The 20582-nt window shown below is 42.2% G+C and carries 16 protein-coding genes; 10 read left to right on the top strand and 6 right to left on the bottom strand.

Features of this window, described 5'->3' with window-relative positions:
• Window positions 1-29 precede the first annotated feature (29 nt).
• From B0I27_RS06680 to B0I27_RS06650, 7 genes are all read left to right on the top strand, one after another.
• Complete coding sequence (locus tag B0I27_RS06680) at window positions 30-3362, top strand: DUF4175 family protein (protein WP_106292439.1); 3333 nt, start codon at window positions 30-32, stop codon at window positions 3360-3362.
• 2 nt (window positions 3363-3364) lie between these two features.
• Complete coding sequence (locus B0I27_RS06675) at window positions 3365-3799, top strand: ATP-binding protein (protein WP_106292438.1); 435 nt, start codon at window positions 3365-3367, stop codon at window positions 3797-3799.
• On the top strand, window positions 3799-4230 hold the full coding sequence (gene ybeY, locus B0I27_RS06670) for an rRNA maturation RNase YbeY (protein ID WP_106292437.1): 432 nt from the start codon (window positions 3799-3801) through the stop codon (window positions 4228-4230). The genes B0I27_RS06675 and ybeY overlap by 1 nt, the downstream gene beginning before the upstream one ends.
• 76 nt (window positions 4231-4306) lie before the next feature.
• A complete protein-coding gene (locus B0I27_RS06665) occupies window positions 4307-4960 on the top strand; it encodes an oxidoreductase (RefSeq protein WP_106292436.1) in 654 nt (217 codons plus the stop codon).
• Window positions 4957-6816, top strand: coding sequence for an ABC-F family ATP-binding cassette domain-containing protein (locus tag B0I27_RS06660; protein ID WP_106292435.1), 1860 nt, complete (start codon window positions 4957-4959; stop codon window positions 6814-6816). Before B0I27_RS06665 ends, B0I27_RS06660 begins: the two co-directional genes overlap by 4 nt.
• 65 nt (window positions 6817-6881) lie before the next feature.
• Entirely contained in the window at window positions 6882-8741 is a 1860-nt protein-coding gene (gene mnmG, locus B0I27_RS06655) for a tRNA uridine-5-carboxymethylaminomethyl(34) synthesis enzyme MnmG (protein ID WP_106292434.1), read from the top strand.
• 137 nt (window positions 8742-8878) lie between these two features.
• The gene (locus B0I27_RS06650; RefSeq protein WP_106292433.1) at window positions 8879-10510 is read left to right on the top strand and encodes an Ig-like domain-containing protein; all 1632 of its coding nucleotides are present in this window, start codon (window positions 8879-8881) and stop codon (window positions 10508-10510) included.
• Here B0I27_RS06650 and B0I27_RS06645 read toward each other — a convergent pair.
• On the bottom strand, window positions 10491-11012 hold the full coding sequence (locus B0I27_RS06645; protein ID WP_106292432.1) for a gamma carbonic anhydrase family protein: 522 nt from the start codon (window positions 11010-11012) through the stop codon (window positions 10491-10493). The genes B0I27_RS06650 and B0I27_RS06645 overlap by 20 nt on opposite strands.
• Window positions 11013-11020: 8 nt before the next feature.
• Entirely contained in the window at window positions 11021-12607 is a 1587-nt protein-coding gene (nadB, locus tag B0I27_RS06640) for an L-aspartate oxidase (protein ID WP_106292431.1), read from the bottom strand.
• 709 nt (window positions 12608-13316) lie between these two features.
• Between nadB and nadA the strand changes: the two genes are divergently transcribed.
• Together nadA and thiL are read left to right on the top strand one after the other, a co-directional pair.
• Window positions 13317-14318, top strand: a complete 1002-nt coding sequence (gene nadA / locus B0I27_RS06635; protein WP_106292430.1) for a quinolinate synthase NadA — start codon at window positions 13317-13319, stop codon at window positions 14316-14318.
• Between the two features lie 10 nt (window positions 14319-14328).
• On the top strand, window positions 14329-15366 hold the full coding sequence (thiL, locus tag B0I27_RS06630) for a thiamine-phosphate kinase (protein WP_106292429.1): 1038 nt from the start codon (window positions 14329-14331) through the stop codon (window positions 15364-15366).
• Window positions 15367-15384: 18 nt separating this feature from the next.
• On the opposite strand, the gene B0I27_RS06625 is transcribed toward thiL, so the two are convergent.
• Window positions 15385-16743, bottom strand: coding sequence for a DNA recombination protein RmuC (locus tag B0I27_RS06625; RefSeq protein ID WP_106292428.1), 1359 nt, complete (start codon window positions 16741-16743; stop codon window positions 15385-15387).
• 157 nt (window positions 16744-16900) lie between these two features.
• On the opposite strand from B0I27_RS06625, the gene B0I27_RS06620 reads away from it, so the two are divergent.
• Window positions 16901-17590: a zinc metallopeptidase gene (locus tag B0I27_RS06620; protein WP_106292427.1), complete on the top strand. Its 690-nt coding sequence runs from the start codon at window positions 16901-16903 to the stop codon at window positions 17588-17590.
• Window positions 17591-17707: 117 nt separating this feature from the next.
• Here the strand turns inward: B0I27_RS06620 and B0I27_RS06615 are convergent, their stop codons facing one another.
• From B0I27_RS06615 to dusB, 3 genes are all read right to left on the bottom strand, one after another.
• Window positions 17708-19021, bottom strand: coding sequence for an NCS2 family permease (locus tag B0I27_RS06615; RefSeq protein WP_106292426.1), 1314 nt, complete (start codon window positions 19019-19021; stop codon window positions 17708-17710).
• Between the two features lie 93 nt (window positions 19022-19114).
• Window positions 19115-19501, bottom strand: a complete 387-nt coding sequence (apaG, locus tag B0I27_RS06610; RefSeq protein ID WP_106292585.1) for a Co2+/Mg2+ efflux protein ApaG — start codon at window positions 19499-19501, stop codon at window positions 19115-19117.
• Between the two features lie 45 nt (window positions 19502-19546).
• Window positions 19547-20539 (bottom strand): tRNA dihydrouridine synthase DusB, encoded by a 993-nt coding sequence (dusB, locus tag B0I27_RS06605; RefSeq protein ID WP_106292425.1) that lies wholly within the window; start codon window positions 20537-20539, stop codon window positions 19547-19549.
• Between the last annotated feature and the right edge of the window lie 43 nt (window positions 20540-20582).

Genomic DNA, 20582 nt, shown 5'->3' with positions numbered 1-20582 from the left:
TATTCGTTAGATTTACATAGACGGATAATATGGGTGCTTCGGATGCTAATTACGCGGGACTTATTGCCAAAATCGATGAGTTTATACGGAAATACTATTTGAATCAAATAGTGCGTGGATCGCTGTATCTGGCAGCCGCTCTGATGACCGGCTATATCTTCGTTACTATTTCAGCATATTTTGGAAATTTCAGCCCGGCTATACGGGCTGTTTTCTTTTATAGCTTTATCCTCCTGCAAGTTGGCGTTTTCCTGCGCTTTCTTCTGATACCCTTGATGGGGTATTTCAGTCTGGGAAAACGGATCGACCATAACCAGGCCTCGCTCATCATTGGCAAACACTTCCCCCATGTGCAGGATAAGCTTCTGAACGCTATCCAGCTGAAGGAACTATCAGGAAAGTCTCCTGAAGCTAGTTCCCTGATAGAATCGGCTATCAATCAAAAGATTGCCGAACTTAAGCCGGTCCCGTTTCAGTCGGCTATACGCATTGGGGAAAACCGCAAGTATCTCCGCTACGCGCTGCCCCCCCTCTTCGTCATTATTCTAGTAGCTTTAACGGCACCGTATATCCTTAGCGAAGGAACAGAAAGAGTAATTCATTACAAAAAGACATATGAAAAGAAGGCTCCTTTTCGCTTCGTTCTGCTTAATGAAGAGCGGACGGCCTTGCAGGGTGAGGACTTTATTGTACAGCTCAAATTGGTAGGAAATGAGGTTCCGGACGCAGTCTATCTGGAAGACGGCCCCAATACTTTTAAGATCGAAAAAGTAAACACCGTAAACTTTAAGCATACCTTTAAAAACCTCCAGAAGACAAAGACCATCCGCTTTAAAGGAGGCGACTTTTTCTCGGAGCCTTTCGTTATAGAGGTACAAGAGCGTCCGTCAATAGCCGCTGCCCGGGTTGATCTGATCTACCCGGGATATCTGAACAGGAAGAATGAGAGGAAGAACAGCTTAAGTGACCTGACCGTACCTTCCGGTACCCGCATCGCGTACAGGATTGTTGCTGATCATACTCCAGGCTTAAGGGTAGTCAGGGAAGATGGGATACAGCAGGATCTGGAGAAAAAAGATAACTCTGCTTATCATTATTCCTTAACTGCGACAAAATCTTTGGGTATCCAATTTTCTGCAAAAGGTAGGGATACGCAGGATGCAGGGCTTGTTAATTTCAGGGTAAATGTTGTTCCTGACGAAGCCCCCTCCATCCAGATTGTTGAACGAAAAGACTCCCTGGATAAACAGATGGCATTTTTCTTAGGCCAGGTTAACGACGATCACGGCTTCAAAGATTTACGCCTGATGTACCGGATGCGTGAGGGTTCAACATTATCACCCCTGCGATCGAAGGCTATCATTCTGGATAGACTGGGAGTTCAGCAGTCCTTTTTTCGAAGCGTTTCTGCTGCCGATTTCAAACTACAGCCTGGACAGGATCTGGAATTCTACTTCGAGGTTCGCGACAACGACGCTACCGGAGGTTACAAGCGTTCCAGCACAGAGGTCATGAGAATAGCCAGACCCTCTGTTAAGGAGACAGTGAAACAGGTGGAGCAGTCGCAACGGATTACTGAAGCTAAGCTTAAGCAGGCAATCACGGAGGCTTCCGTTATTGAATCGACAGCCAAGCGTTTGAACAGGGACCTGATCGATGAAAGGGAGCTCTCTTATTCGCAGAAAAAACAGGTGGCAGACCTGCTGCAGAAGCAAAAAGAACTGGAGCAGCTTATTAAAGAAACGAAGGAAGAAAGCGAGAAAAGCCGTATGAACCAAAAGGATCTGTACGCGGATGCCGACGCTATTACGGAACAACAGCGACAACTGGAGAAACTTCTGGATCAGGTGCTGGATGAGAAAACCCGTGAGCTATTGAAAGATATCGAGAAAATGCTTCAGGAAAATCATAAGGCAGGGACTCAGCAAGAGATCAGCAAGATGCAAGCGGGAAGCAGGGAGGTTCAAAAGGAGCTGGACCGTATCCTGGAGCTTTATAAGCACCTAGAGTTTGAACAGAAGCTCGCACATACTCTTGATGAGCTGAAAACTATGGCTGCTGACCAAAAGCACTTAGCCAAAAATATATCCAGCGAAGCGCCAAAAAGAGGAGAAACGCTTCGGCAGCAGCAGGGGCTATCCCAAAAATTCAAATCTATCAGTAAAGATCTGGCGTCACTGGAGGAAAAAAGCAGAATACTGGAGCGTGGAGGGACTTTCGACCAGTCTGTTGAAAAACAAGCTGCAATCGTTAAAGCACAGAGTCAGAGTGAAAAATCTATTAGTGCTGCCAATGTCGCGCGCGCGAAAAAGGAAATGGAGTCTGCCGGGGAAGAAATGGAAGCGCTTTCTTCGGGGCTTGAAAAGGCAAGGGACAACAGCCAGACCGCAGGTAACAGAGTGAAAATGCGAACTCTCAACCAAATACTTGACAATCTGCTGAAGTCATCGTTTGATCAGGAAAAACTGCTTAAGGCTGTAAATGGCAGTCAGGCTGAGGGAACTTCAGTGTCATCATACACCCAAACTCAGATGCGGATTAAGGATAATATGAAAACAATAGGCGACAGCCTCTACGCTTTGAGTCGCATCCTGCCTCAAATAGAGTCGGCAGTGAACATGGAAGTTCAAAACATTACCCATGATATTAATTCATCGATAGAGAGCCTGGCAGAGCGCGTCCCGAGCGAAGCTGTGAAGTTTCAACAACGGGCTATGACATCCATGAACGACCTGACACTGCTTATTGATGAGGTCAGAGCGCAACTGGATCGGGCTATGAAAAATTCATCTGGCCAGGGTCAGGGTCAGCAGAAAAGCCTTTCTCAATTGATACAGCAACAGGATGAGCTAAATAAGAATATGCAAAAAGCCAGAGAACAGCTCAAACAAAACGGCCAGCCAGATGGTAGAGACAAGGGAGAACACGCCTCGTCTGAAAATATGGCCAAGATGGCTCGTGAACAGAACTTAATAAAACGAGCATTGGAGGACTTTACCAGAAATTTAATGACTGAAGGAGTGCGAGAATTGGGAAATCTGCAGAAATTAGCAAAAGATATGGAACAAAGCGAGAGGGCTCTCGTAAACAAGAAGATTGAGCTGGAGACGATGAACCGGCAAAGGGATATTTTGGCTCGACTGTTGCAGGCTGAACATTCTGAAAGAGAGCGCGAGCTGGATGATAAACGTGAAAGCAGGCAAGGTATGGACGTTTTACCGGGCGCTGTTCCTTTACTACAGCAATTGGAAATGATTAAAGCGAGAGAAATAGATTATCTTAGGACTGTTCCGCCTGGCCTTAATTCTTTTTATCAATTGAAAGTTGGTGATTATTATAGATCTTTAACATCAAAACAGTGAATATGACAACTAATCGGGTAGATAATTCGGATAATTCCGTTCTTTATACTTTGCAGTTGCCTTCAAAGTTGGAAAGTATAACTACTCTCGAGAACTTTATTGACACCCTTCACGAGCAGAACAGCATACCTGAAAACGTATATGCGAATATGCTTACTTGCTTAAATGAAGTGGTAATCAACTCCATTATCCACGGCAACAAACAGGACGAGACAAAAAAAGTATATATCAATCTTGAAATTATCGGTAAAAGAGATTTCCAATTCACTATTGCGGATGAAGGGGAAGGGTTTGACTATAATAATCTGCCGGATCCAACCGCTCCTGATAACCTCGAAAATCTCTCCGGCCGGGGTATCTTCATCGTCAAGCATCTGGCTGACCAGTGCATTTTTAATATGACGGGAAATCAAATAGAATTACATTTCAAGATCTGATGGCCAAAGAGAGTATCCTTTTTCATTCAGAGGGAATTCCCTTTGTACTTAAACAAAAAGGCGAGATCCGTAAGTGGATTACAGCCACTATCGCTAACGAAAACCAGCGTTGTGGGGATTTGTCGTTTATTTTCTGTAGTGACGACTATCTCCTCGATATGAATATTCAGTATCTGAATCATGATACACTTACCGATATCATTACTTTCGACAATAGTGAGGAGGAAGGATTGATAGAGGGTGATATCTTCATCAGCATTGATCGCATCAGAGACAACGCGGCCAGCTTTAAGACTTCCGAACGGGATGAGCTTCATCGCGTTATTATCCATGGTATCCTCCACCTTTTGGGGTACAAAGACAAGGGTAAAGAGCATAAGGCGACCATGACGGCTAAAGAGAATCAATATCTCCAGGCGCGAACCTTCTAAATCCTTTCATTTACTGACCTTTCTGTTATAGAAAAGCCTGTTTTATTTGCTTATTTTTGCAAATTAAGCGTCAACTTTGAAAAAAGCTATTGTTATAGGAGCGAGTGGCCTGATAGGGTCAAATCTGATCCGTGTACTGTTGTCGGACAACGGTTTCGGAGAGGTGGTTGCATTGCTACGCAAGCCTCTTGCTATAGAGCATAAAAAGCTTAGCCAACAGCTTGTTGACTTCGATGAGGAAGAGACTTATTCGAAGCATCTGGCGGGGGACGTCTTATACTGCTGCCTGGGGACCACCAAGGCTAAAACACCCGACCCGGAAGCTTACAAACGGGTCGACTTAGACTATCCTCTTCATTTTGCCCGCACGGCGCAGGCTCAGGGAGTACATCAATTTCACTTAGTTTCGGCATTAGGCGCTGACAGTCAGTCTGTTATCCCTTATAATAAATTAAAAGGTCAGTTGGATGATGCTGTGAAGACATTGGGATTCAGCTGCCTGTGCATCTATCAGCCCTCTTTACTGGATGGCAGCCGAGAGGAATCGAGACCAGCCGAAAAGATAGGGATATGGGTAATGCGGGGCTTGAATCCGCTACTCATCGGACCTTTGAAAAAATACAGAAGCATTCGAGCTGGTACCGTGGCGCAAGCTATGGTAACTAACACACATAAGAATCTTAATGGAGTACATGTGTATACTTCAGACAAGATCAAAGAAATAATATGAGCATTTTATCAGGAGAACAGTTAAGCCATGTATTTAATGATACATGGTTATTTAAGGACCTTACGTTCGGTATCGCAAAAGGGCAAAGAGTATCATTGGTCGGTATCAACGGATCAGGTAAGTCTACCCTATTGAAGATTTTGGCAGAAAAAATCGCGCCTAAAGAAGGAAAGGTAGTAAAAGAACGGGGATTGCATATTGGTTATCTGGAGCAAGATCCTGACTTCACGGGGCAAAATACAATATCAGATTATATCTACAGTTTAGACAACGTTCAGCAGCAGGTGATCCGACAATATGAAAAGCTTATTGAAGACGAACATCCGGATCCAAAGGAACTTGAACGTTTAATTGATCAGCTTAGTGAACTTGACGCCTGGGAATACGAACATCAGATCAAGACTATCTTACAGCGCTTGTCGATTGAGGATCACGAGCAGGAAATAAAAAGCCTTTCGGGAGGTCAGCGGAAACGACTTGCGCTGGCAAAGCTACTGATTGATAATCCGGATGTATATATTTTGGATGAGCCGACGAATCATCTTGACATCGAAATGATCGAATGGCTTGAGAGCTTCCTGACAACGGGACATAAGACCGTACTGATGGTAACGCATGATAGGTATTTTCTCGACAATGTATGCAACCAGATCATTGAGCTGGATAAGCAGAAGCTTTTCAACTACAATGGTAAATACAGTTATTATCTGGAGAAAAAATCGGAACGCGAGGCTGAAGATGCATCTTCGTTGCAAAAGAACAGGAACCTTTTAAAGAAGGAACTAGAGTGGATGAGAAGGATGCCTCAGGCGAGAGCCACAAAGTCGAAAGCGCGTATTGATGCCTTCTACGATCTGGAAGCGAAGACTAAGACCACACAGCAACAGAAGGTGGAACTCAGTACCTCCGTTTCCCGTCAAGGCAATAAAATCATTGAGATACATAAGGTGAAGAAGGGCTTCAAGGATAAAGTCCTTATCGAAGACTTTAGCTATACGTTTAAGAAGGGCGACAAGATAGGGATTGCGGGGAGAAACGGAACAGGAAAATCCACTCTCCTTAACTTACTGACAGGCGTAAGCCAACCAGACTCCGGAACAATCTCCATTGGAGAAACGACGGTTTTCGGTTATTACAAACAGTCGGGTTTAGAGCTCAATAACGACGAGCGCGTAATTGACGTGGTGAAGAATGTAGCCGAATATATCTTAATGGCAGACGGTAAAACACTTACTGCTTCACAGCTACTGACCCACTTTCTCTTCCCTCCTGCTAAGCAGCATAACATGGTTAGCAAACTTAGTGGTGGAGAAAAGAAGCGCTTACAATTGATGCGGGTTCTGATGAAGAATCCCAACGTACTCATTTTGGATGAGCCAACAAATGATCTGGACATAGATACACTAAACATACTTGAAGAGTTTCTTGAGCGTTATTCTGGTGTGCTATTACTCGTGTCGCATGACCGTTATTTGATGGACAGGCTAACAGAACAGCTATTCATCCTGGAAGGCAATCAGAAAGTACGGGTTTATTCTGGGAACTATACGGATTACAGACTGGAAAAAGACAATGAGTCAAAAGTAAAAGAGGATGTAAAAACGCCGGCTAAGACAGTTGGTGACAATACGAAAAAGAACAAGCTTTCATATAAAGAAGAACGCGAGTTAGAAGATATTGATAACGCCATTCCTGAAATCGAGAAAGAAATATCGGAGCTTACTACCCGCCTTAATGAAGGGCTAACGGATCACGAAGAGCTGTCGAGGCTATCATTGCAAATCCAGGATCTTAAAAGTAAACTGGATCAAATGAGCGCAAAATGGCTGGAATTAATGGAGATTAAAGAGGCATAAATTGGACTGGTTCCACGTGGAACCATTTAAGGCGATTTAAACGTTCCACGTGGAACAGACACAAAATGTTTAAAAAATACGATATAATTGTTGTAGGGGCAGGACATGCAGGCTGTGAGGCTGCTGCAGCCGCTGCTAATTTAGGTTCATCGGTTTTACTGATCACGATGAACATGGGGACGATTGCCCAAATGAGTTGCAATCCGGCCATGGGGGGAGTAGCAAAAGGACAAATAGTCCGTGAGATAGATGCAATGGGGGGATACTCCGGAATCATCTCTGATAAGTCGACTATCCAGTTTAGAATGCTCAATCTGTCAAAAGGGCCTGCTATGTGGAGCCCTAGAACTCAAAATGACCGAATGCGTTTTGCCGAAGAATGGAGACTTATGCTGGAGCAAACACCGAATGTAGACTTTTGGCAGGATACAGTTAAGGAAATACTAGTTAAGGGCGATAAAGTAACCGGCGTTAAAACCTCACTGGGTATTGACATACATAGCGATGCGGTGGTGCTAACCAATGGGACATTCTTAAATGGAATTATTCATATTGGAGAGAAAAGATTCGGAGGAGGCAGGACAGCGGAGAAATCAGCTACGGGCTTAACCGAACAACTGGTAGAGTTAGGTTTTGAGTCCGGCAGAATGAAGACCGGAACCCCACCTCGAGTAGACGGACGAAGTTTGAATTATTCCTTGATGGAGGAACAGTGGGGAGATCCAAATGGCGGACGTTTTTCTTATACGGATGTAGAAGTTCCCAAAGAGCAGCGCTGTTGCTGGATAACGTATACGAATTCTTCAGTTCACGAAACATTAAAAGAGGGATTTGAAAAGTCTCCTATGTTTACAGGCCGTATTAAGGGTCTGGGCCCCCGCTACTGCCCTTCTATAGAAGATAAAATTAACAGATTCGCCGAGCGAGACAGACATCAGATCTTTGTGGAACCTGAAGGCATGAATACCGTTGAGATTTACGTTAACGGTTTTTCAACATCCTTACCCGAAGATATACAGTACAAGGCACTCACGAAGATACCGGGATTTGAAAACGTTAGAATGTTCAGACCAGGCTATGCGATTGAGTATGACTTCTTCCCTCCTACCCAGTTAAGCCTGACTCTGGAGACTAAGCTGATTAACAATCTTTTTTTCGCGGGACAGATTAACGGAACTACGGGATACGAGGAAGCGGCAAGTCAGGGATTCATAGCAGGAATTAACGCACATCAAAAAATCAATGATTTGCATGAACTGATTATGAAAAGATCCGAATCTTACATTGGTGTACTCATCGACGACCTGGTTACTAAGGGAACGGAAGAGCCCTATCGAATGTTTACATCCCGGGCCGAGCATCGTTTGCTTCTTCGCCAGGACAATGCGGATATTAGGTTAAGCCCTATAGGTCATCAACTGGGTCTGGTTAGTGATGAACGTTTAAAAAAGGTAGAAGATAAAATCAGCAATTCTGATCAAATCGTCAAATATTTAAAAGCCACTTCTATCGAGCCGGGCCAGGTGAATGGCATGCTGGAGGAACTGGGCACCGCTCCTATTCCCCAAAACTTCAAATTGTTTCAGCTCCTGACCCGCCCACAAGTCGCTATCTCTGATCTGAGGAAGGTAAGCGGTCCGCTTCAGGATCTCCTATCCAGTTTCGATAAAGAAACCGTTGAACAAGCAGAGATTAAAGTAAAGTATGAAAGCTACTTCGAAAAGGAACTGGAAATTGTGGGGAGGATGAAGCGAATGGAAGATCAGGAAATCAATCCGGATTTTGATTATTCGAGTATGGGTTCCTTATCAAAGGAGGCAAGAGAAAAGCTAAAGAAAATTCGTCCAAGGACTTTAGGGCAGGCTTCGCGAATATCAGGCGTCTCCCCCTCTGACATTTCTGTAATGATGGTCCATTTAAAGTGATAAACACATAAGTAACTGAATTACAGGTCTTTGACAGTAAAATAATTAGACGTATTTTTATGCGACCTAAGGCACTTAAAAAGTCGGGCACAACATAAACATCCAAATTGACTTAAATATCGTTAAACAGCTTATAAATGCGTAATACACAGTTCTCTGTTTTTTTTGCCATTTTCTTATTCATTGTAGTAGGATTCTTCTTTCCGGGATGTGCTAGTATACAAACCCCAACTGGCGGACCTAGAGATAGCGTAGCGCCGACGGTATTAAAAGAGACTCCGGCAAATTTTACAACGAACTTTCGCGCGGAGGAAATAAATATTCAGCTTGATGAATATTTCAAGATTAGCAATGAGTCAAAAGAATTTAGCGTTTCACCGGCCATGGATAAAAATCCATTTTTCAAGGTTAGGAAAAAAGTTCTGAATATCCAGCTACAGGACACCCTTGCTCCTAACACCACCTACACCATAAATTTTGGCAGAGGCCTTGTAGACTACAACGAGGGGAATGTCTTAAAAAATTACATGTATGTTTTTTCCACGGGCGACAAAATTGACTCCTTGACTATTACAGGAACCGTTACTAATACGCTAAGTAAAAAACCAGTACTGGACGCTACTGTCTTTATTATTCCGATTAGCCAGGATTCCATCTTCGGAAAGAGACGGGCTAATATCTTTACCACAACCGACTCTTCGGGAAACTTTAGTTTGAAATATTTAAGGCCTGACACGTATCGTGTCTATGCATTAAAGGAAGAGGGAGGCGATCGGGTTTATAATTCGCCAAACGAAGAAATTGCTTTTCTTAGCGCACCTTTGGTATTTACCAAAGATACCACAGGAATCAAACTCGAGCTCTTCAGACAAGAAGCCGGAAGATTCAGAATAGTTGACAGAAAGATTGAGAAGGATGGAAAGATTGTTTACATGTTCAATCAGAAACTTAGTAAACCAGGAATCAGAATACTACACCCACAGGAACTCAATGAATCAAAGATTGTAGAATTTAGCCGAACCAACGACACATTGTCTATGTGGACTGAAAAAATGGATTTCGATTCCATACAGGTGGCTATTCTAAACGAAGGAAAAGATATTGATACTTCAGTAATACGACGAAGTAAGCGGGATGAGTACAACCGTGAGCTTAAAATATCCGACAATACTCCCAGTTCCAGAATTAAGCCGGGGACAGATCTGGTATTGACCTTCTCTGCCCCTGTCGGTGACAAGATCGATCCCTCAAAGGTAACCTTCCTCCAGGACTCGGTATCTGTAGGTGGCCTTCGTATATTCAGGGATACAAGTTCAACAAGAAAATACGTTTTCAAATATCCCTGGAAAATAGATCGGAGTTATATCCTTAAGCTGGATGAGAACGCTTTTACAGGACGCTTCGGAGGCTCAAATAAACCTTTTGAGAAAGTTTTCTCACGAGATGAAGAACTGAACTACGGTAATTTAGCTTTGAATGTTTCTGTTCCGGACACTAGCAGACAGTACATTGTTCAGCTCCTTAATGAAAGAGACGAACTTTTGAGAGAAAATCCAATCAGCAAAAACACCGTAATACAGTACAATATGTATTCTGTTGGCAAATACCGCTTCAGGGTTATATATGATTCCAACAGGAATGGCCAATGGGATACAGGCGATGTGTACCTCAAAAAGCAACCTGAAAACGTATGGAATGCTAACGTGGAAATAACATTAAGGGCGAATTGGGAGCTGGAGGAAAAACTGGCTATTCCTCCGGAGACCTAAACCACTCTGAGTACATGATATAATTTTTAGGTAACTGCACAAGGAGCTCCCGTTGAGCCTGCGAAATCTCTTTTACGCGCTTTGCAGGCGTTCCTGCATAGATATAACCTGACTCGCAGCGCGTGTTTTCCAATACCACCGCGCCAGCGGCAATTATTGTAAATGGCTCTACAATAACGTTATCCATTATAATTGCACCCATTCCGACAAGCACATTGTTCTGAAGAGAACAACCATGAACAAGTGCATTATGTCCTATGGATACGTTATCAGCTATACTGGTTCCCGCCCGTAAATAAGTACAATGGATAACAGCACCATCCTGAATGTTTACATTATTTCCGATGCGGATGGTGTTGACGTCACCGCGAATGACGGCGTTGAACCAAACGGAGCAGTTGTCTCCCAAAGTTACGTCTCCTACAATAGTACTATTAGGAGCTAAAAAGCAGTCGGCCCCAAATGTTGGTTCCACTCCTTTAACAGGTAATATTAATGGCATATTATTTTTTATAAAATGGTGTCTTCCGGAGCTTCCCGGTGAGTAGGATAATCTGTCGTGTAGTGTAACCCGCGACTTTCTTTTCTTCTCAGTGCGGACTTAATGACAAGGTAAGCACATTGAATAACGTTACGAAGCTCACACAGTTTCACTGAAAGCTTCGTCATCTTATAGAATTCTTCAGTCTCAGAATGCAAAAGCCCTAAGCGACGCAGGGCTCGTTCCAAACGGAAATCAGAACGAACGATCCCAACATAATCACTCATAATTTTCTGAGTTTCTCTCAAATTATGGGTTACCAATATGTCTTCGTTTGACAAAACAGTATTGGTTTCATCCCACTCCGGTATTTGATCGGGAATAATGTTGGACTCATATTGTTTCAATGCATCCAGATATATTCTATGTGCGAATACAGTAGCCTCAAGTAAGGAATTGGAGGCCAGTCTGTTAGCACCATGAAGTCCTGTCGAAGCACATTCGCCGCAGGCGTAGAGCCGGTGTATAGAAGATCTTCCATATTCATCTACCATGATTCCCCCGCACATATAGTGACAGGCAGGGGTTACCGGAATAAAATCGCGGCACATATCAATACCAATACTGAGGCATTTGGCGTAAATATTGGGAAAATGACGAAGAATATCCTCTTTAGAACGGTGGGTTATATCCAGATAAACGAACTCATCACCCGACTTTTTCATCTCAGAATCTATAGCACGTGCAACGATATCTCTGGATGCAAGAGAAAGACGTTCGTCATAAAGGTGCATAAATTCTTCACCCTGCTTGGTGCGAAGTACACCGCCAAAACCGCGAACGGCTTCTGAGATCAGAAAGGAAGGGTATTCCCCAGGGTTATAAAGCGCGGTTGGATGAAATTGAATAAACTCCATGTTTCTAACCTTACCTTTTGCGCGATATACCATAGCAATCCCGTCACCCGTAGCAATAGTAGGATTCGTGGTGTTTGAATAAATATGTCCAGCACCTCCGGCAGCCATAACCGTTACACGGGACAGAAACTTCACTACACGTCCTGTTGTACTGTCTAACGCGTAAATTCCATAGCATTCAATGTCATCAGAACGCTTATCCACGAGTTTTCCACAATGATGTTGAGTTATCAGCTCAACCGCGATAAAATGGGTAAGCATCTCAATATTTGGGTTGCTATGGACCTGTTCCAGAAGGGCTCGTTCAATTTCAAAACCGGTAACATCTTTATAATGAAGTACTCTGTGCTCTGAATGGCCACCTTCTTTAGCAAGATCATAGATCCCCTGGGTATTCTTATCAAAGCGAGTACCATAGTCAATTATCTCCTGAATACGCTCAGGGCCCTCATTCACTACTATATCAACAATTTCTTTATTACAAAGTCCGTCACCTGCAATTAAGGTATCTTCGACGTGTTTGTCGAAAGAATCTTGTTTATCCACAACGACCGCTACTCCCCCCTGGGCATACTTAGTGTTAGATTCGTCCTCATTCGCCTTCGTAACTATCAGTACTCTACCATGTTTTGCAGCCTTTAAGGCAAAACTTAATCCGGCGATCCCAGAACCAACAACTAAGAAATCAACATCTCTCATGGATAACTATTCTAAAAATTAAAATCCTCTACTGGTTATGTGGATAACCTACGTAAAGATGTTAATTTTGAGGCTAACAAGGCTAATAATTTTTAATAACTAACGCGGAAAGCGAAATCAGCGGGAAAATTTTTAATTTTTAATAAAGTTATGAGTCGAAACCAGCAGACTTATCAACGTTTTCCACATACAAAGAAATGAACAGGAAAACATTTCATCTAAAAATTTGCATTCTCTAGAGTTCTCCATTTTAAGCTATTACACATTCTTTTGTGTTAATAAAATGTTAGTAAAACATCAATAAACTCAAACTACAACCTAAATATGGATACTTTATAAACATTACTAACACACTAATAACCTATAAGATTCTTTACTTAAGTAATTAATTGTAATTATTGAGATGTTGGAAATGGCTACTTTTGGGAAACCAAATCGAAACTTTGATTTGAAGAACAACTACTTTCGGTAGATTGGTGACCGATAATGCTCCTGTGTTATTTTTACAGGGCGGTTGATAGTATATTTTATTTATAAGTGATTGTTTACCAGTTTATTATGTAACTTAACGTCGGTTTTTACCCGCATCGGAATATGTGCAAAAAAAGATACCTCTTTTTGCTTCTGCTCCGTTTGTGGTGAGACTTGGAAAAAATTGCAGATAGAAAGGATTTAATCTGCGCTTTATTAAAAAATTATATGAATTGCGATGTTTGAGATAGATGTCCTTGAAGAATTAAATATGAAAGGGTTCATAGATGAGCCCGTTGATCCGACTCTGGATTTGTATCATGAGATCGAAGTATTAAAAAAGAAAAAAAATGCTGTTATTCTTGCACACTATTATCAGGAGCCGGATATACAGGATATAGCGGATTATATCGGCGACAGCCTGGGACTCTCTCAGCAGGCAGCAAAAACAGACGCATCTATGATTGTTTTTGCCGGCGTTCATTTCATGGCTGAAACCGCCAAGATCTTGTCACCTGAAAAAAAGGTTTTGCTTCCGGATCTTAAAGCCGGTTGTTCACTATCGGACAGCTGTCCGCCCGTCCTTTTCGCTAAGTTTAAAGAAAAGTACCCAGATCATATTGTTATTACTTATGTGAACTGTTCTGCTGAGCTTAAAGCCTTAAGCGACATTGTTTGTACTTCTTCAAACGCTGTTCAGATTGTAGATAGCCTTCCGAAAGACCAAAAGATCATTTTCGGACCTGATAAGAATCTCGGAAAATACGTATCCAAAAAAACGGGGAGAGATATGGTGCTTTGGAATGGAGCCTGTATGGTACATGAGATCTTTTCTATGCAGCGTATCATCAAATTAAAAGAAAGACATCCAAACGCCAAGTTTATAGCGCATCCTGAATGTGAAGATGCCATATTGCAGATGGCAGATTACGCAGGATCAACGACAGGATTGTTAAAATATACGATGAACAGCCCGGCAACTGAGTTTATCGTTGCGACGGAAAGCGGGATACTGCATCAGATGCAAAAAGAAAATCCACAAAAAACTTTCATTCCGGCACCTCCTGATAACAGCTGCGCTTGTAATGACTGTCCGCATATGAAACGCAATACCCTAGAAAAGCTCTATCTTTGTTTAAAGAATGAAATGCCTGAGGTAACTATTCCTGCGAATATTATTGAAAGGGCCAGGCTTCCCATTGAAAGAATGCTCGATATATCGGCAAGTCTGGGACTTTAATTAGATAAGTATGTTTGAAAATAAAGAAAGAAGTGATATTGATAATTTAGGCGAATTTGGTCTTATAGACCATCTAACTAAAAATATACAGCTAACGCAACCTACAACCACTAAGGGTGTTGGTGATGATGCAGCCGTTCTGGATTTCTCAGACAAGAAAACGCTTATCTCAACCGATCTTCTATTGGAAGGGATTCACTTTGACCTCGCCTATACTCCGCTAAAGCATTTAGGGTTTAAGGCCATACAGGTCAACTTGAGTGATATATATGCGATGAATGGGACAGCAAGTCAAGTTACTGTGTCTCTTGGACTCTCCAGTAAGTTTCCTATTGAGGCTGTCGAGGAGCTTTACGAGGGCATGCTTTTAGCCTGTAAACAATATAATGTTGACATTGTGGGGGGAGATACCTCCGCATCCAAACAAGGACTTGTGATCAGCGTAACCAGTATCGGTTATGCTGCTGAAAAAGATATTACCTATCGGCATACTGCGCAAGAGGGAGACCTCATTTGCGTTTCCGGAGATCTTGGAGCTGCATATGTTGGTTTACAATTACTCGAAAGAGAAAAGCAGATCTTCCTTGAAAACCCTCAAATCCAGCCTGATCTGGAAGGAAAAGATTATATCATTGAAAGACAGCTAAAGCCTGAAGCCAGGCAAGACATTATTTTCTTATTGAAAGAATTGGCTATAAAGCCAACCTCTATGATCGACGTGTCTGACGGTCTATCTTCAGAGTTGATACATATATGTACCAAATCAAATAAAGGTTGCAATTTGTACGAAGAGAAAATTCCTTTGGATCCGATGACCTACGATACAGCCAGGTCTTTCAATCTCGACCCAGCAGTGTGTGCCCTGAGCGGAGGCGAAGATTATGAGTTGCTTTTTACGATAAAGCAAGGTGATTATGATAAAATTAAGGCTAATCCAGACATTACCGTTATCGGACATATCACGGAGCCGGAAGCAGGAATGAACTTGATATCACGATCAGGCAACGTTCATGCTTTAAAGGCACAAGGTTGGAATGCATTTAAATAATTTATGCTGGAAGAAAGTCTATTCTTCTTCCAGCATAAACTTTGGATCAATCCTCTTTGAGGCCTTTGCTCCCAGCTTTTTCAAGGTTTCGACGCGGCCAACGAGATTACCGCTTCCTGATGATAGCTTACCGAATGCATCAGCATAGGAGCTTTTAGCATCATCCAGTTTATCTCCGATTTTTCTAAGGTCATTGGTGAAGCCTACGAACTTATCATAGAGTGCACCAGCTTTAGTTGCTATGTCAATCGCATTCCTGGTCTGTTGTTCCTGCTTCCAAACGGAAGAAATAGTCTTAAGTGTAGCCAATAATGTAGATGGTGTTACGATTACCACCCTCCTGCTCCAGGCATATTCGAACAACTCTAGATCATGCTTAACCGCAACAGCAAAGGAAGATTCAATCGGAACGAAGAGCAAAACAAAGTCCGGGGAATTAATTCCATATAAATCACAATAGTTTTTGCCGCAAAGATTCTTGATATGGGCTTTTATAGAAGTGATATGGTCGTTTAAAAAATTTAATTTATCGGCATCCGTTTCACAGTTTACCAGTCGGTCATAAGCAATCAGCGAAACCTTGGAATCTATAATCATGTGTTTATTATCCGGAAGGGTAACCACCACGTCGGGCTGCAGTCTGTTTCCATCTTCGTCGGTAAAGCTGGTTTGCTTTATGTAGCTCTCACCCAGGATAAGGCCTGAAGCTTCCAGAATCCTGTCCAGGATCACTTCACCCCAGTTCCCTTGTTTCTTAGTATCCGCTTTGAGAGCTCTGGTCAGATTGCTGGCTTCCTCACTAATTTGTTTGTTAAGTTCCATTAACTTGGAAATTTCGCCCTTTAAAACGTTTCTTTCATCTGATTCAGACTTGTAGACACGATCGACCTTTTGTTCAAATAGCTTGATATTTTCTTTAAGCGGACTCAGCAGGGCATCGATATTAAAACGATTTACTTCTGTGAATTTAAGCGACTTTTCCTCCAGTATTTTATTGGCTATGAGCTCAAAATCTTTATTAAACTTAATCTGGAGCAATGCCACTTCTTCTTTCTGCTCGGCTATCTTTTCCTGTTGTGCTCTCAAGTAAGCTTTATTACCTTCATAAAGTTGAGACAGTTCCGTTAACTTTTGTCGCTCTGCCTGCAGCTCATCAAATAAGCGCTCCTGTTCTTGTCTGAGTATAGATGTCAAATTTTCCTTTTCTGTCTTTGCAGCGTTATATCGTTCCTCATATCGGATTAATTCGTTGGTTAGCTGATCGGCTTTAACCTTCAAATCTGCCGTCAAGGAGTCTTCGGAGCGTTGCTTATACCAAAGATAAGCATTGGTTAATAATGATAATAAAAGTAGTATGACAAGAGTTGTGCTATCCATAATGCTAATAAAATTATCACGAAATTAATAAAATATATGAACTTCTGTCATGTCAAAACGATTGCTATATGTTACGAAAGGGCTACTATGTAAAAAAGAAGTGATAATAAAGGGAGGGAATGCTTTTTGTTATTAGCTTAGAATAAATTTGATATCCATGGGAATAATAATTTTTGTAGCCGTAGCAATAGCCAGTTTCATTGTACAGGCACGATTTAAAAATAAGTTTAAAAAGTATTCGGAAACACCACTCTCTACGGGCATGACTGGTCGTGACATCGCTGAAAAGATGCTTCACGACAATGGGATATTTGACGTGCGTATACTTTCCGCTCAAGGCTCCTTGTCTGACCACTATAACCCTGCTGATCGCACGGTTAACTTAAGTCCTGAGGTATATAGCGGGCGGAGTATCGCTGCTGCTGCTGTTGCTGCTCACGAGTGTGGCCACGCGGTTCAACACGCTAAAGCCTACTCATGGTTGCAGGCTCGTTCGGCAATGGTGCCTATCGTTAACATATCATCAAACCTGCTGCAGTATGTGTTTATGCTTGGTTTGATTATGTATGCATCACAAGTCGGCTATACCTTGCTTTTGATAGCTTTTGGTGCTATGATAGTAGTAACGCTGTTTAGTGTAGTGACGCTTCCAGTAGAGTTTGATGCTAGTAAGAGAGCATTGGTATGGTTACAGAGCAATAGAGGTGTAATGCAAAGCAGTGTGGAACATTCGCAAGCGAAAGATGCCCTATGGTGGGCAGCTATGACTTATGTAGTTGCAGCATTAGGTTCTCTGGCACAACTTCTTTACCTCGCAATGATGTTGTTTGGTGGACGAAGAGACTAAAGCAAAGATCTTTATAATATAAAAAAGGGACTGCAGATTAACTGCAGTCCCTTTTTCGTTATAGGATGCTTTTTATTATATACAAGTATTGAAAAGGGTCTTTTGATGTCGTAGACATTACTTCTCTACGATGAGTGCCAGTATGACAAACAGGTCAATGATCAACAGAGAAGGAGTAATTTCTTTCCGTTTGCCAACGCAAAATTTAAGGACGGTCCAGCTTAAAAATCCCCAGATAATCCCATGTGTTATAGAATGAGTAAAAGGAATGAGCACAAGAGCAAGAAAAGCAGGGATAGCCTCATCTAATGACGCCCAGTTTATTTTAACGACGGGACGTATCATAAAAACCCCTACAAGCACTAAAGCCGGCGCAGTTGCAATAGCCGGAACTGCGGAGAGTAAAGGAGAGAGGAAAACAAAAGGGAGAAATAAAAGGGAAGCAACTACAGCGGTTAATCCCGTCCGTCCGCCTGCTTCAACCCCCACCGCGGATTCTACATAGGCGGTTCCCGGACTTGATCCTGCCAGTCCCGCGAACGTTGTAGCGAACGCATCCGTAAGGAGCGATCGCTTAATGTTTTTTGGTTCCCCGTTTTCATCCAGGAGATTAGCAGCTTCTGCAATACCAACAAACGTAGACAAGCTATCAAACATATCGGTGAATACGAACGCAAAAACTACGGGAACTACTGCCAGTGTTAGTGAATTAATCAGATCTAGCTTAAAGAAGAGGCTGAAATCCGGTGCGGCGAAAATCCCGTTGAAATGGATAAGTGGTGTTACATCATCCGTAATTCCCCACCATCTTCCCAAAGGATACGAGATCAATGTGGTAAACAATATCCCAAATAAGATAGCACCTTTGACATTTTTAGCAACCATAACCGCTGTAACCAGCAGTCCGATAATAAACGTTACCAGTGCAGCGTCCAAAGTATTTCCACTGATGATGGTAGCAGGATCTGACACGACAAACTTCGCGTTGGAAAAACCGATAAGTGTTATAAAAAGGCCAATACCGGCAGAAACAGCATATCTCAAAGGGCGCGGTATAGCTTGAATGATATAAGTTCGAATGTTAAAAACTGAAAGAAGGAAAAATACAATACCCGACCAGAATACAGCACCCAGGGCTACTTCATAGCGTATATCCATTCCGATAACTACTGAATAAGTAAAGAATGCATTTAGGCCCATTCCGGGGGCCACAAGGATAGGATTCTTTGCATAGAAACCCATCATCAAACTACTGAAGAAACATACCAGAACAGTTGCTGTAAGAACAGCGGGGAAAGGTAGTCCGGCCTGACTTAATACGCTGGGATTAACAACGATGATATAAGATGTAGCTAAAAAAGAAGATATCCCGGCAATGACTTCTGTTGATACTGAAGTCCCATTTTTTTTTAATTCAAAGAATTTTTCCATTAAAGTCGGATTGGCTACACAATTAAAGTCGCGAATTTCGTGTTAAAATTGCAATACCAATGTATTCCCAGCCAGTTTTGTATATGATATAGATCAGTTTAATCGATAGGGAGCTATTAGATGAAATACCGGAATCTCCACTTCGAAGCGTTCCCCATCGGCTAGCGAATACATAAAGTAGCTGCCTTTCATAGAACCGATATCAGTTTTCAGGTGACATCCTGAAACGTATTGGTGATAAGTTCCAGGCTCGATAACAGGTTGAAGACCAACAACACCTTCGCCTTCAACATGATGATGGGAACCATTAGAATCAAATATATTCCACTGACGGCTCATGAGTTGAATGCTTGAGTCAGTAAGATTTTCGATGGAAATCTTGTAAGCAAACATAAAATGATCGTTTTCAGGATGGGAAAATTCCGGCTGATAAGAAGTATCTACTGATATTTTTATTCCACGAGTAATTTGAGTCACCATATGCATTTTATTAAAGTGATAGAAGTCGATAATTCAGTTCAAATATCAAGCCATCTCTGCTTCATATCTGTTCTTTATCTCTGCAAGTACCTCAGTTATACGCTCCTGAGACTCAAGGGTTACCAGTTTCATTCTAAACTCTTTAAAGTCTGGAATACCTTTAAAATAATTCGAATAGTGCCTTCGCATCTCAAAAATGCCTGTTTTCCCACCTTTCCACTCTATTGATTTTTGAAGATGAGTGAAGCAATTCTCTACCCTTTCAGCAATAGTGGGACCTGGCAAAATTTCTCCTGTATTGAAAAAATGCTTTATTTCTCTAAAGATCCAGGGATAACCGATAGCTGCGCGACCGATCATTATACCATCCACTTCATATTCCATGCGCCAATTAGCAGCCTTCTCCACCGAGTCAACATCACCGTTTCCGAAAATAGGAATCTCGATATTCGGATTTCGTTTGATATCCCGGATCATTGACCAGTCGGCCTGCCCTTTATACATCTGAGCTCTCGTACGTCCATGGATAGTTAAGGCCTTAATACCTACTTCTTGTAGACGCTCTGCTACTTCGTAAACGTTTTTAGTATTATCATCCCATCCCAGCCTGGTTTTTACTGTGACAGGAAGGTGGGTCGACTCTACTACTGCCCTGGTCATTTCAACCATACGATCAATATCCTGCAATAGACTTGCACCGGCACCCCGGCATGCAACGTTCTTTACAGGACATCCGTAATTGATGTCAATGAGATCAGGACCGGCTTTCGAAGCAATGATAGTTGCCTCTCTCATTGACTGAATATTACTTCCGAATATCTGAATACCGATAGGTCGTTCGTATTCGAAGATATCCAGCTTTTGTACACTCTTTGCGGCGTCTCTGATCAACCCTTCAGATGAAATAAATTCCGTATACATCAAATCAGCACCATTCTGCTTACAAACATAACGAAAAGGCGGATCGCTCACATCTTCCATCGGTGCTAACAACAGGGGGAATGCACCTAAATCTATATTTCCAATCTTAACAGGCATCAGCTTTGCTCAATACAATTATCTTTGTCGATGATTATCAATT

Source organism: Arcticibacter pallidicorallinus, assembly GCF_003002875.1.
In the GTDB taxonomy this organism is placed as follows: Bacteria; Bacteroidota; Bacteroidia; order Sphingobacteriales; family Sphingobacteriaceae; genus Arcticibacter; species Arcticibacter pallidicorallinus.
The sequence above is the reverse complement of the archived record's forward strand: the minus strand, read 5'-3'. Positions and strand labels throughout refer to the sequence as shown.